Genomic DNA, 14,306 nt, shown 5'->3' with positions numbered 1-14,306 from the left:
TAATCTGTGCTTCAGGGCGCGGCGGGGAATGAATAGCCGCCGCGCCGCTAAGGAGACAGATGGTGAAAGCATCCGATGAGTTAATCCATTTTATTCTCGATCAGCTGGCCCCACTGGGGCGGTTTACCACTCGGCGCATGTTTAACAGCACGGCGCTGTTTCAGGATGGCCTGATGGTGTTATTAATTGACCACGCGGGCGTCGTGTTTTTAAAAACCGATGCTCTTAACCGCGATCGCTTTATCGCCGCTGGCTGTTCACCTTTTACCTATACCCGACGTAGCGCCAACGGCGCGTTAAAAACGGTGGCGCTGTCGTTTTACACGCTGCCCGATGGCCTGCTGGAGGAGCAGGAGGCATTGACGAAGTGGGTGCGATCGGCGATTGACGCCGCAAAACGCGCCGGTAAGGGGAAAAAACGGATCCGCCGGGCAAATTAACCGGTCGGGCTTTATTATTCAGTACCGCCTGTAAAAACTCAGCCAGTGTATTGCAGCAAATGAAAAAATTTTGATATTGCAGCTTTTTATATGATTTCCACTTATTGGTTTTCCCATCGTAAAGAAATATATCAAAGAAAGATCCTGTTTCTGCCCCCTGAATCCGGTACAAAAATATTCTTGCGCCTGCGCCGGTGGAAACCTCCGGCAATATTGCATTCGCATGGTAAGTAAAGCCCCAATGGCTTTATTTGAAATAAATATTTTCCGTTTAGTGCGCCTGTCATCTTAACTGGCATTTATTAACTGAAAAGATAGAAATAGCGAGATGTTAATTTACCCTTATTAAATTAATTTTATACTATATCTTATAGGTGAAATTTTGTGGGGTGTTGCATTCCTGCTATTTATTCATCATGCCTTTCTGTAATCCTTTTATCGGCAAAACGTCTGCATAATGATGATCCAGAAATGAAAAAATTTTTGGCTCAGTGTCAAAGCGCGGATGAGCGGTGCTGACGCTTCAGTCGGTACTGGTAAAATAATTATAAAACACAACCGGCCTGCCGGAGTTTATAAAAAACCTGGCGGATAGCGTTAATCAGAATAGATAATTTTCGATTGTTAAAAAAGGGGAGGGTTCTGTAATCTCAATACTGGCGGAGCGCCTGTTGTCGGCAGATTGTCCTTGTCGAGAATAACGGAAAAATGCATCTTTTTGACGAAAGACAAACGGCGCAGGTGTCCGGCAGCTCTGGTGTAAAATAATGGTGAATTGATTTCGGTTTAGGAAAACTCTGTGTTTTATCCCGACTTTTGGCAAAAATTTTCCCCAAAAGGGTTTGATGAAAGCTATTCCCCAGCAAATTAATAGGTCTGTAATTTCGGTATGGTCGGAGGGTAGTATACTGCTTTGCGGTAAGGGTTGACAAAAGAGGATAGAATATGTATTTACTGAGCGAAATAAAAACAACAAGCTTTGCTGGTGAGAAGGCAACAACTATACCAGACTATATCTAAAAATACGGGCCGATAACCGTAAATTTGCCGGGTATTATTAATAAGGAAACCGAATTCATCTCATATTATTTTAAAATTTCCTGTAGTGATAAGTGGCGGTCGCTTAATTATGGGCGTGGATGGAAACACAAAGCAACCGTAAGTTAAAACAGACTGTTTTGAACGCCGCATGACGGCAGGAGAATTTATCCCTGCCACTCATAACATGAGCCAGGGATAAATAATGTGTTCACTTAGCAATAAACAAATAGTGTAAGCGTCCGGTGCTGTTAGTTTCGAGAATGTTTGTAATAAACTAAAAGATGGCCCATGAAAAGAGTTTATAGCAACTCTGTGGGGATGGGAAGGGAACTGTGCCAGCCAGTGGTAGCAGTATTTCCTCCCATATATATTAATGGTATTGGCGTAATGCTGTGGTAAACTTTAATTAAAAAGGATGATTTATGTATTTACTTAACAAACAACAGTTGGTGCGAATTTCCGGTGCGGGTAATGCTGCGGCAGTAGGTGCTTTTTCTGTCAGAGAATTTCGCCGGAGAATTGCTGGGAAGTATTGTGTTGAAACCGACTCCGCTCTCCAGGGAACAGGCGATACGGTTAGTTAACGTACTTATAGAATCTTATAAAATAAATTCTCAGGAAATACCTCCTTTCTTGACTGACTGGCTTTGCAAGCAGATTTGAGTATTGTGAATCAGCGGACAAAGTCCTGGCCGTAAGGCCAGGACTTTTATTATCACTCCCTTCGGTGGAAGTGGCATCTCAAAGTGCGTTTTACTGTAATTAAAGTCTTTGCAAGAAAGCCAGCAGATCGTTATTCAGCCGATCCTGATGTGTCACCGCGAAACCGTGTGGGGCATTGTCATACACCTTCAGTTCCGCGTTGCGGATGGTTTCCGCCGCTACCTTGCCGGTAGTTTCAAACGGCACCACCTGATCGTTGCTGCCGTGAATCACCAGCGTCGGCACATCAATTTTCGCTATATCGCTGCGGAAATCGGTTTCAGAAAAGGCGGTAACGCAGTCAAGGGTTCCCTTCAACGAAGCGAGCAGAGCGATATTCAGCGTCTGCGTCAGCACGCCTTCGGAAACGGTCTGTCCGGCGTTGGTGCCGTAGAAAACCGAGGAGAAATCGCTGATAAACTGCGCGCGATCTTTCAGCAGCCCGTCGCGAATACCGGCGAAAACGCTTAAATCAACGCCCTGCGGATAGTCGTCTGCCTTGCCGAAGATCGGCGTAACCGCGCCGAGCAGCGCCAGCGCTGAGACGCGCGCGCTGCCGTAACGACCAAGGTAACGCGTTACGTCGCCACCGCCCATGGAGAAACCGACCAGCGTCACATCATGCAGATCCAGATGCTCAATCAGATCGTTGATATCAGAAGCGAAGGTATCGTAATCGTAGCCCTGCCACGGCTGATCCGAGCGGCCAAAGCCACGGCGGTCGAAAGCGATGGCACGATAGCCGCGCTCGGCAAGGAAATTTAGCTGGCTGTCCCACATATCGGCATCCAGCGGCCAGCCGTGGCTAAAGAGCACCGGCTTGCCTGTACCCCAGTCTTTGTAATAAAGCTGAGTGCCATCCTGCGTCCTGAACATACTCATATCTACATCCTCATTTTTATGATTGAACAAGGTTAACGGGCGCGGGTCACGCTTTACCGGGCGCGATAAAATAACGTGCTGCGGGCGGCTGCCCGCCCCGGTGAAAAGCCTGTACGCGATTTTGGATCTTTAAATCGTTCATCGTATGGCGTTCATGCTGCCTGAGATGTTCGATCCATGAACCGACAACAAAGGTTTCTACAAACAGGCCGGGACGTTGAACATCCTCATAGACTGACCAGCTGAGCGCGCCGCCGCGCCGCCGTACCCGGCGAATCTCCTGTACGCAGAGCGTAAAGGCGTGCGCGTCCTGCGGATCGATCTGATATTCATACATCACCATCACCGGGCCGCGCTGATGGGCGATAGCATCCTGCGGTGCGTTTTCCGCGATCCCGCTGATCTCCAGATTAAGATCGGGATCTTTATTCAGCCGCCAGCGGAAGACCGTGAGGCAGCCGAGCACCATACCGAGGGTGGCGATGCTCAGTGAAACGGAGATGGAAAAGTGCGCGGCGAGCTGTCCCCAGATAGCGCTACCTACCGTCATCGCACCGAAGAAAACGGTCAGGTAGACCGCTAACGCCCGCGCCTTAACCCATTTCGCCGCGCTGCGCTGTGCGCCAAGGTTTAATGTCGAAAGCACCGCAATCCAGGCGAAGCCGGTAAAAAACTCACAGGCGTTCAGCAGCCAGAAGTGGCGCACAAAGGCCAGCGCCAGCATCGTCGCGGCGAACAGCAGGCTGGCCAGCACCATCAGGCGATCGGGATCGAAGCGCTGTCGCAGTCGCGGTAGCAGCACGGCACCGCAAATAGCTCCGAGGCCGATACAGGCGAGCATAATGCCGTAACCGCCGGGGCCGAGGCCGAGCTCGCGGCGTGCCACCAGCGGCAGCAATGCCCAGCCTGCGCTGCCGAACAGGAAGAACGTTACGGTGCGTACCAGCACGTTGCGCAGCACCGGCGCGGCATGTACATAGCGTAATCCGGCACGCACCGCCGGGAAAAAGTGCTCCGGCGGCAGGCGCTGAATGGTTGGCTCCGCTTTCCAGCGCCACAGTACCCAGGCCACGCCCAGCACCGACAGCGCGTTAAGCAAAAACACCATCCACGGGCCGGAGAGCGACAGAATCAGACCGCCCAGCGCCGGGCCGATGGCACGGCTGATATTAATCCCCAGCGAATTCAGCGCGATCGCTGCACCCAGCTCATTTTTCGCCACCAGATCCGGCACGATCGCCTGAAACGGCGGCGAGCTCATTGCGGCACCGGTGCTGAGCAGGAAGGCTGCCACCAACAGCACCAGCGGCGTTACCATGCCGAGCAGCGACAGCACGGTCAGCCCGGCGGCGGCGATAAATACCCACAGCTGTGAAAAGAGCAGATATTTACGGCGGTCAACGATATCGGCCATTACGCCGGAGGGCAGGGCAAACAGAAACATCGGTAGACTGCTGGCAGCCTGCACCAGCGCCACCGACAGCGGATTGGCGCTGAGCGTCAGCATCGCCCAGTTCACCCCGACGTCGTTCATCCATGAACCGATATTTGATACCACCGTGGCGATCCACAGCATACGGAACACCGGCTGGCGCAGCGGCTGCCAGGAGGAGGCGGAACCGGACGGCGCGGGCGCGGCGGCCTGAGCGCTGACCTCATGAATATCATTAACCTGCGCCATAGCGATATCCTTTAGTTTGTGTGTCGGGGCGAGAGATCGCATTAATCTTCATCGGTGTCAGAAAGCGAAGCAGCTACAGCCGAGGGCACCCCAGAAGGCGTTATCGTCGGAAACCGGCACCGACGAGCCACGTGCGGTATCGTGCTGATGCTGATGCACCCCACACGGGCCGCTACAATGATGTGCCATCGGCATCATTCCGACGCGATTAGCCTGCGGCGGCGCGCTGCGATAGTGCCCCGGCACCTTCACTACCGGCGACCATTCCGGCAGGATCGGGATGGCAGGCGGCGCTTCTGCATTAAACGCGCCTGTTGCGTAGACAATCTCGCCGCCAACCACCGTCAGCACTGACTCGATGCCTTTGATCTCTTCTTCCGGCACGCGGAAATAATCTTTGCTCAGCACCGCAAGGTCAGCGAGCTGGCCCGCTTTCAGCTGGCCTTTTTTACCCTGTTCGTTAGAGAACCAGGCGCTGCCCTGCGTCCAGAGCATCAGCGCGGTATCGCGATCGAGGCGCGCATTCACGTCATACATCTGCATGCCGCCCACGGTGCGCCCGGAAACCAGCCAGTAGAGCGCCGTCCAGGGGTTATAGCTGGCAACGCGCGTGGCGTCGGTGCCGAGACCGACCGGCACGCCGGTTTCCAGCATGCGCGCTACCGGCGGCGTATGGCGGGTGGCTTCGATACCGTAACGCTCGGCAAAATATTCGCCCTGGAAGGCCATGCGGTGCTGCACTGCGATACCACCGCCCAGCGCCTTGATGCGATCGATATTGGCCTGGGTCACGGTTTCCGCATGGTCGAAGAACCAGTGCAGGCCGTCGAAAGGAATATCGCGGTTGACGCGCTCAAAAACATCAAGCATGCGGCTGATGGATTCGTTATAGGTGGCATGCAGGCGGAACGGCCAGCGATGCTCCACCAGATGGCGCACCACGCGCTCCAGCTCATCCTCCATACCTGGAGCCAGATCGGGGCGCGGCTCCAGAAAATCTTCAAAGTCGGCGGCGGAAAATACCAGCATCTCGCCCGCACCGTTGTGGCGGAAGAAATCGCTGCCCTGGCCCGGCGTCAGCATATCGGTCCACTTTTCAAAATCTTCCAGCTCATGTCCGGGGCGCTGGGTAAACAGGTTGTAGGCGATGCGGATGGTCATCTGCTTCTTCTGGTGCAGCTCTGCGATGACTTCATAATCTTCCGGGTAGTTCTGGAAACCACCGCCCGCGTCGATAGCGCTGGTCAGACCGAGACGATTCAGCTCACGCATAAACTGGCGCGTTGAGTTGATCTGCTGCTCCAGCGGCAGCTTTGGCCCTTTCGCCAGCGTAGCGTAGAGGATCATGGCGTTGGGGCGTGCAATAAGCATCCCGGTCGGATTGCCGTTAGCGTCACGCTGGATCTCGCCGCCCGGCGGATTAGGCGTCTCTTTGGTGTAACCCACCACCTTCAGCGCGGCGCGGTTCAGCAGAGCGCGATCGTAAAGGTGCAGGATAAATACCGGCGTATCGGGTGCCGCCTGGTTAATTTCATCCAGCGTCGGCAGACGGCGTTCGGCAAACTGAAACTCGGTCCAGCCGCCGACGACGCGTACCCACTGCGGCGAGGGCGTGCGCAGCGCCTGCTCTTTCAGCATGCGCAGCGCGTCTGCCAGCGACGGCACGCCTTCCCAGCGCAGTTCCAGGTTGTAGTTAAGCCCGCCGCGAATCAGATGCAGGTGAGAGTCGTTCAGGCCGGGAATTGCGGTGTGGCCTTTCAGATCAATCACTTTGCTTCCTTCGTCGTGATATTCCATCACTTCGGCAGTGCTGCCAACCGCCAGGAAGCGCCCGTCACGAATGGCGGCTGCCTCGGCGACCGGGTTTTCCCTGTCGACCGTATGCAGGCGTCCGTTAATAAATATAAGATCTGCTTTACCGAGCGAAACCATAAATCCTCCTGTCTGAAACATCCGAATAAGGCGGCAAGGCCCCGGAAAAAAGGCGCGCTGCATGAAGTGAACAGGGCGCGGAAGTTGGCGGGATTATGGTCAGCGCTTGAAAGCAGCGTCTAGTTATACAAGCGTATAGTTATACACAGAGATAATAGCCCGGTCTGCAAACTCCTTTTACTATCCGCCCTGACAGCGAAGTTCGGCCCGGCGTGGTCAGCGGCGTCAGCACAATGTGGCGCTCTCCTCCTGTGTCGCTATCGGCAGCGTAACGCACTGTCATTATGTTTCCGCCACCTCTTTTGCGGACCCTTTTACTTAAACCTCATTAATGGGTACTCTCATGACCAACGCTAAGCTTGAAGTTCTGACTCCCGCTAACAGCCAAATTATTTTTATCGATCAGCAACCGCAGATGGCCTTCGGCGTTCAGTCGATTGATCGTCAGGTGTTGAAAAATAACGTCGTAGGCCTGGCGAAAGCGGCTAAGGTCTTCAACATTCCGACAACCATCACCACCGTTGAAACGGAAAGCTTTTCCGGGAATACCTTCCCTGAGCTGCTGGACGTATTCCCGGAACATGACATTCTTGAGCGTACCTCTATGAACTCCTGGGATGACCAGAAGGTGCGTGACGCGCTGGCGAAAAATGGCCGTAAGAAAGTGGTGGTTGCCGGACTGTGGACCGAAGTGTGTAACAACACCTTCGCTCTGTGCGCCATGCTTGAGGGCGATTATGAGATCTATATGGTGGCGGATGCGTCTGGCGGCACATCGAAAGAGGCGCACGATTACTCTATGCAGCGCATGATCCAGGCGGGCGTGGTGCCGGTCACCTGGCAGCAGGTGTTGCTGGAATGGCAGCGTGACTGGGCCCATAAAGAGACTTACAACGCGGTGATGGATATCGTTAAAGAGCACTCCGGCGCTTACGGTATGGGCGTCGATTACGCCTATACCATGGTACATAAAGCGCCGGCGCGTTCGAAAGGCGTGCACCGTACGCTGGCCCCGGCTCCGGCCAACAAGTAATGTCTCGCGGGCCGGAGCGCCGCTGCGGCCCGTCTGAGGCGTGATTAATGGGAGAAGCAACATGATGACAGGCGCTATCTCACTTGCCGCCGGGATCGTGATTGGGCTGCTCTATGCGCTGCTTAAAGTACGTTCGCCCGCGCCGCCCGCCATTGCGCTTATCGGACTGCTGGGCATGCTAAGCGGTGAAAAGCTGGTGGCGATGGTCGCCGCCCGGCCGACAATCGCCGCGGAACCCGTTACGGCACATCCCGCAACGGCAGCCTCTGCCGCCCTCTATACACGGAGTGGCTGATTATGATGAAATCCTCTCTTCTTTCGCTGGCGGTGGGTCTGCTGGCGGGCGTGATTTATGGCATGGTCAATATTCATTCGCCCGCGCCGCCGGTTATCGCTCTGCTGGGGCTATTCGGGATGTTGATTGGCGAACAGCTGATCCCGCTCTTCCGTCGCCTGCTGGCACGCCAGCCGGTCACCCTGGCCTGGTTTCGCCATGAATGCGTGCCTAAAATCAGCGGCGCGCCGCCCCCGGATAGCAAAAACGCCCCCTGAGGCGTGCCGTTCACGCCAGTGTGAACGCATACAGAGGATTACAGCATGGCGCCGTCACCGCGCATCGTCATCGTTGACGATGAACGCTCCGTCCGTAGCGGGTTAAGCAATCTATTGCAGTCGGATGGCTATGAAACCGACGCGTTTGAATCCGCAGAGGCGTTTCTTGATGATAAAAGCGCGCTGGCTAACGCTTCCTTGCTTATTCTTGATGTAAAGCTGAAGGGCATGAGCGGCTTCGATCTCTATCGGCAGGTGGTATTACAGCTGATGCCGCCGCCGGTTATTTTTATTTCCGGGCACGGCGACGAAAATATGCTGTGGTACGCCATTAATCTGGGCGCTGTCACTTTCTTGCGCAAGCCGATCAACGTCGATACGCTGCTGGATACCATCCGCCGTGAACTCTCTTCCCGTGAGGCGCAACGCAACGATGAGTGAGAAACTGTCTGCCGTCAGCAACGGCCTGGAGGATAAGGTTTTAACCTTAACCGACGAGTTTATTTTCACCCCGCTGGCGCAGGAGGGCGGTATCGCCTGGACGCTGTGCCAGCCGCTTCATGCGGGCGAAACCTTTATCCTTGCCAGCCCGGTCAGCGAAGAGGCGACCTTTCAGGCGACGCTGCTGCTGAAAAACGAATTTTCCCTGCGCACACAGCTGGCTGACAGTTGGGCGATCAGACCGCTCAGCTGCACGCTGCATCACGGGCGTTACGCGCTGGTCTATGCCGCTTTCCCGTTTAAAACCCTTGCTCAGTCGGTGCGCGGTGCGGCGTATAGTTGCGATGAATTTCTGTCGCTGGCGCTGCGTCTTTGTACGCCGCTGCGACAGCTGCATGCGCTGGGGCTGACGCACAGCGATATCAAACCTGGCAACGTCTTTATCGCCCCGGACGGCAGCTGTCGTCTTGGTGGCTTCGGGCTGACCACCGCGCCTGCGGAAAACACAACGCCGACGCGCCTGAGCGTATCGGGTGGCACGCTGGCCTATATGTCGCCGGAACATACCAGCCGTACCCGCGATGCGGTGGACAGCCGCAGCGATCTCTACAGCCTGGGCATTGTGCTGTATGAGCTGTTGACCGGCACGTTGCCCTTCGATCTGAGCGAAGGCGGGCAGGCGGAATGGGCGCACCATCACATCGCTTCAGCTCCCCGTTCACCTCATGAAATACGCGCCGGGATCCCGGCGATGCTTTCGACGATTATTTTGCGTCTGCTGGAGAAATCCCCGGCGAGGCGTTACCAGACGGTGGAAGGGCTGTTGGCGGATCTGCGCCGCTGCCAGGCGAACCTGTCTGAAGAGGGGCGGATCGCTGATTTTACCCCTGGCCTACAGGATCGGGTGCCGACGCTGTCGCAGGCGGAGCATCTCTGGCTGGCCCATCCACAGAGCGGTCAGCTGCTGGCGGCGTTTGAGCAGGTAAGGCAGAAAGGTACGCCTGTGCTGGTGACCATCAGCGGGCCGCTGGGAATCGGCAAATCTTCATTGATCGCCTCGGCGTTAAAAAATATCCAGCATCGTTCCGCGCTGCTGGCGGTCAGCAAGGCCGATCAATATTCGCCGGTATTACCTTATGCGGTGATTACCGCCGCCTTTCGTTCGCTGACGCTCTGGCTGCTGGGCCTGGCGGCTCCTGAAGTAGCGCGCTGGAAGCAGCGTCTGACGCAGGCGCTGGGCAGTTATGCGGGGCTGGCGGTAAATCTGGTGCCGGAGCTGGGGCTGTTGCTGGAAAGCAAAGCGCGGCTTCCCGCCGATATGCATTCCGCTGATGCGCGGGTGCGCTTCAACCAGATGGCGCTCTGCCTGGCGAAGGCGTTTGCCACACCGGGACGCCCGCTGGTGCTGTTGATAGAAGATATTCACTGGATCGATCAGGCCAGCCTGCAACTACTGGAGCATCTGGCCCATAACGGCACCTCGCTGCCGCTGCTGATGGTGGTCTCATACTGCGATGCGGAGGCATTTCCGAAAGGTTTTGCCGCGCCGCAGCTCGAGGCGTTAATGTCCAGCGCCAGCGAGCGGCTGGATATTCGCCCGGCACCGCTTAGCGTGAAAGCGGTTGCGCGCTGGCTGGGCGCGCGCTTTCAGAGTCGCGCCTCCGGGTTAGGTGAGCTGGCAACGCTCATTCATGAAAAAACGGGCGGCAATCCGCTGTTTACGCAGCAGTTTTTTTGCCGCATCGTCAAAGACGGGCTGATCACACATCATCCGCAGCACAACAAATGGCATTACGATTTGGCTGCCATAGAGGCGCGTAACTATACCGAAAATGTCGCCAGCCTGATGCTACAACAGCTTGCCGATTTGCCTTCAACCACCCGTAAACTGCTGGGTGGCCTTGCCAGCGTCGGCGGAAGCGGCAGGCTGGCGCTGCTCAGCCAGATGCAGGATATCTCCCCCGCGCACCTGCTGGAACAGCTACAGCCAGCTATCGCCGCCCGTCTGATTACGCTTGCCGGTGATGAATACGCTTTTACCCACGATCGGGTACATAAAGCGGCGCAGGCGCTGCTGGAGCCGGAAGAGGCGTGCCGTCTGAACGTTGCCGCCGCCGCCCGCCTGACGGAAGCGGCACGTCATAATGACAGCAACGACACGCTGTTTCTTGCCGTTCACCATATTACCGCCGCGATTGATGCGGTGCGCTTCTCGCCGCAGCGCGACAGCTACCGCGCGATCTGCCGCCGCGCCGCGGCACGGGCGAAAAGCACCGGTGACTACGCTTCAGCGGTGCGTTATCTGCATACGGCAAAATCACTGAAGCAGGATGCGCTGCAAAAGGCGGCGGATGAAGATTTTCTGCTGGAGTTCGAGGAGGCGGAATGTGAATTTTTGCAGGGAAATCTGCCTTCCGCGCTGGCGCTCTGCAATCGGGCTATGGGGCTGCCGGGCAGCCTGGAGCAGAAAGCGGTAGCCGCCTGCATGATGGCAGAATTGCATATGCGTCAGTCCGATATGTCGCTGGCGCTGGAAACCGCGCTGGCATGGCTGGCGGTGTTTGGTATCCATTTCAGCCGCGATCCGGAGGCGAGCGACTGCGATCGTGCCTGGCAGGTGCTGGAGCAGCGCGTCGGTGACGATCCGCAGCGCCGGTTTACCACGCTGGCGATTACCTGCGATCGCGAGGCCGAAGCGATCATGAGCCTGATGCTCAATGCCAGCATGTTTGCAGCGTTCGCCAGCCCACGTCTGCATTTCCTGCTGCTGTGTAAAATTATGCATATGACGCTCGATCGCGGCCTGTGCGGTGCCGCTACCGGCGCACTGGCCTGGTATGGCGTGCTGATCGGACGGCGCTATGATGAATATCAGCGCGGCTGGATCTACAGCCAGCTGGGGCGCGATCTGGTTATGCGCCATCACTTTAACGGCTTCAAAGGACGAACGCTGCTGGCGGTCGATCTCGCCAGTGCCTGGGTTGCGCCGCTCAGCGTGGCGGTGGAAAACGCTAAAACCTGCTTCACCGTCGCGGTCGATCACGGTGATTTAACCGTGGCCTGCTTTATTATCCGGCATCAGACGATGAATTTTTTACTGCGCGGCGATCATCTTGATGGCGTACTGACCACCATCGAGCGCGGGCTGGCGTTTATTCGCAAACGGCGCTTTCCCGATGTGGAGATCCTGCTGCTGATCCAGCGCCTGTACGTTACCCATTTGCGTAACGCCTCGTCGGGCAGTTTTTCCGGCATGGAGGTGTTTCCTGATACGCTGCTCGCTACCGGGACGGGCGAGGGCGGCAGGCCGATACCTTTAACGCTGTTCTGGTACTGGCTCTACCGGGCAAAAGCCTGCTTTATGGCCGGCGAATATGCCCAGGCCACCGACTATTTACTCGAGGCAACGCCGTTCGTTAGCGCGGTGCCGGGCTATCTGCACCTGCTGGATTACCATTTTTACAGTGCGCTGGCGCTGACGGCAGGTATGGCGCCTGACGAGTTCAGCGCGCAGCAACGTCAGACGGTAACCGCGCACCACGCCAGAATCGCCCGCTGGGCGCAGCATAATCCGGCAACCTTTGCCGACAGGGAAGCGCTGATCGCAGCGGAACTGGCACGGCTGGATAAACAGAATGAGGCGGCGGTCGGGCTGTATGAGAAAGCGATTCGTCTCTCCGGCGAAGCGGAGTGTCATCCGATTAACGGCCTGGCGTGCGAGCTGGCCGGGCGCTTCGCCAAATCCTGTGGCTATGCGGTTGCCGCCGACGCCTACTTTAAAGGCGCGTTCAGTGCCTGGCAGCGCTGGGGCGCGCTGGCAAAGCTGCGCCAGCTGGAACGGCTCTATCCTCATCTTGCCTCTTCCGGGCGCAGCACGCCTTATGACACCATCGCTTTCGCGCCGAATGAGGTGATTCGCGACCTGGAGAGCGTGCTGCGGGCGGTGCGGGCGCTTACCGAAGAGATCAACCTCGATCGCCTGATCCATATTTTAATGACCATGCTGCTGGAGCGCGCAGGTGCCCAACGCGGTCTGCTGATTCGCATCCTGGATGACAATACGCCAGAAACCCAGGCCTGGGCGGAAACCACCTCTGACGGCGTGAAGGTCAGAATTGTCAAAGAGACGCCTTCGGTAAACGATATGCCGCTCTCGGTGCTGGCGGCGGTGATGCGCACTGGCCAGGAGATTCGTACCAGCAAGCCGGAGATCTTCAGCCCGTTCAGCCAGGATGCCTATCTGGTCACCTCCGGCGCGGCGGTGCTCTGCGTCCCGATGTATAAGCAGGCCCGTATGGTCGGCGTGCTCTACCTGGAAAATCGTCTGATGCCGGAAATCTTTACGGCGGAGCATTCGCGTATCGTCAGGATGCTGGCGGCGCAGGCGGCGGTATCGCTGGAGACGGCGCGACTCTATGCGGAGCTGCTGGAAGAGAACATCCAGCGACGTCGCGTAGAAAAAGAGCTGCGTGCCAGCCAAACTTCGCTAATGCTGGGGGAGCGAATCAGTAATACCGGCACCTGGCGCTGGGAGCTGGAGCAGGACTTAATGTACGTTTCCGATCAGTATGCGCGCATCCTCGGCCTGCCGGAGGGGCAGCGCACGCTGTCGATGGCTGATTTCCTGACGCTGGTGCATCCTGAAGATTATCCGCGCATCAGCCGGCTGGTAACCGACAGCGTGCGTAACGGCGTTTCGATGCGTGCGGAATTTCGCATTTTCCGCGCCGACGGGGACTGCCGCTATCTGCTGGGCGTCGGTAATCCTATTGGCGAAGAGGCGAGCATCGCGGAATATTTCGGCACCATTACCGATGTTACCGCCCGACGCCAGTCGGAAGATGCCGTGCGTGTCGCCCAGGCTGACCTGGCGCGGGTAGCGCGTGCTACCACCGTTGGGCAACTGACGGCTTCGATTGCCCATGAGATCAATCAGCCGCTGATGTCGATAGTAGCGAACGCCGGGGCCAGCCTGCGCTGGCTCAACCGTGAACCGGCGATGTTGATTAACGCACGCGCCAGCCTGGAAGAGATTATCAGCGAGGGGGAACGCGCCGGAAATATCATTCGCGGGCTACAGGCGCTGACGCGCAATCAGCAGTCAAGCTGGGCGCGGGTTAATCTGCATCACCTGGTCTGGCATATCATGGCGCTGTCGCGCAGCGAGCTGGAGCGGCGGCAGGTCACGCTGGAATATGCGCTGAAGGCGGAGAAGGCGTTTATCTATGGTGACAGCGTACAGATTCAGCAGGTGCTGCTAAATCTGGTGGTGAATGCTATTGATGCCATGGCGGAGATTCACGATCGTCCACGCACCATTACCGTCAGCTCCACCAATCCGACGCCGCAGACAATCCGCCTGGAGATTGCCGATACCGGCATTGGTCTGAGCGCGGAAGTTCAGGCACGGCTGTTTGATTCTTTCTACACCACCAAAGAGCAGGGGATGGGGATGGGGCTGACCATCAGCGCCGGCATCATTGAAAAGCATCTTGGTGCGTTAACGGCAGAACCACGCCTGCCACACGGCAGCCTTTTCACCTTTACGCTGCCAACGGAAGGTGGCGAAGAAGAGAATTTCTGATTATCGCTGACGCGGGTG

The 14,306-nt window shown here is 56.7% G+C and carries 11 protein-coding genes; 7 read left to right on the top strand and 4 right to left on the bottom strand.

All coding sequences use genetic code 11. The features are described 5' to 3' along the window. The first annotated feature begins 59 nt into the window (after positions 1-59). Positions 60-440 (top strand): TfoX/Sxy family protein, encoded by a 381-nt coding sequence (locus C7M51_RS12285; RefSeq protein ID WP_244323728.1) that lies wholly within the window; start codon positions 60-62, stop codon positions 438-440. A gap of 1,463 nt (positions 441-1,903) precedes the next feature. Further along, positions 1,904-2,065 (top strand): hypothetical protein, encoded by a 162-nt coding sequence (locus C7M51_RS12280; protein ID WP_160622054.1) that lies wholly within the window; start codon positions 1,904-1,906, stop codon positions 2,063-2,065. 178 nt (positions 2,066-2,243) lie between these two features. Here C7M51_RS12280 and C7M51_RS12275 read toward each other — a convergent pair whose 3' ends face one another. From C7M51_RS12275 to C7M51_RS12260, 4 genes are all read right to left on the bottom strand, one after another. After that, positions 2,244-3,065, bottom strand: a complete 822-nt coding sequence (locus tag C7M51_RS12275) for an alpha/beta fold hydrolase (protein ID WP_160622053.1) — start codon at positions 3,063-3,065, stop codon at positions 2,244-2,246. A 46-nt stretch (positions 3,066-3,111) separates the two neighbouring features. Then, positions 3,112-4,746, bottom strand: a complete 1,635-nt coding sequence (locus C7M51_RS12270) for an MFS transporter (RefSeq protein WP_160622052.1) — start codon at positions 4,744-4,746, stop codon at positions 3,112-3,114. A gap of 57 nt (positions 4,747-4,803) precedes the next feature. After that, on the bottom strand, positions 4,804-6,678 hold the full coding sequence (locus C7M51_RS12265) for an amidohydrolase (RefSeq protein WP_160622051.1): 1,875 nt from the start codon (positions 6,676-6,678) through the stop codon (positions 4,804-4,806). 139 nt (positions 6,679-6,817) lie between these two features. Continuing rightward, complete coding sequence (locus C7M51_RS12260) at positions 6,818-6,961, bottom strand: hypothetical protein (protein ID WP_160622050.1); 144 nt, start codon at positions 6,959-6,961, stop codon at positions 6,818-6,820. Between the two features lie 60 nt (positions 6,962-7,021). On the opposite strand from C7M51_RS12260, the gene C7M51_RS12255 reads away from it, so the two are divergent. The 5 genes from C7M51_RS12255 (at position 7,022) to C7M51_RS12235 (ending at position 14,288) form a co-directional block, all read left to right on the top strand. Next, positions 7,022-7,711, top strand: coding sequence for a hydrolase (locus tag C7M51_RS12255; RefSeq protein WP_160622049.1), 690 nt, complete (start codon positions 7,022-7,024; stop codon positions 7,709-7,711). A gap of 61 nt (positions 7,712-7,772) precedes the next feature. Next, positions 7,773-8,006 carry a DUF1427 family protein gene (locus tag C7M51_RS12250; protein WP_160622048.1) on the top strand — a complete coding sequence of 78 codons (234 nt, stop codon included), beginning with the start codon at positions 7,773-7,775 and terminating at the stop codon, positions 8,004-8,006. A 2-nt stretch (positions 8,007-8,008) separates the two neighbouring features. Next, positions 8,009-8,263: a XapX domain-containing protein gene (locus C7M51_RS12245; RefSeq protein WP_208852096.1), complete on the top strand. Its 255-nt coding sequence runs from the start codon at positions 8,009-8,011 to the stop codon at positions 8,261-8,263. Between the two features lie 45 nt (positions 8,264-8,308). After that, entirely contained in the window at positions 8,309-8,704 is a 396-nt protein-coding gene (locus C7M51_RS12240) for a response regulator (RefSeq protein ID WP_160622047.1), read from the top strand. After that, positions 8,697-14,288: a trifunctional serine/threonine-protein kinase/ATP-binding protein/sensor histidine kinase gene (locus C7M51_RS12235; protein ID WP_160622046.1), complete on the top strand. Its 5,592-nt coding sequence runs from the start codon at positions 8,697-8,699 to the stop codon at positions 14,286-14,288. Before C7M51_RS12240 ends, C7M51_RS12235 begins: the two co-directional genes overlap by 8 nt. Positions 14,289-14,306: the final 18 nt, after the last annotated feature.

The sequence above is a fragment of the Mixta intestinalis genome, assembly GCF_009914055.1.
Taxonomy (GTDB): Bacteria; Pseudomonadota; Gammaproteobacteria; order Enterobacterales; family Enterobacteriaceae; genus Mixta; species Mixta intestinalis.
This window is presented reverse-complemented; position numbering and strand designations above follow the sequence as displayed.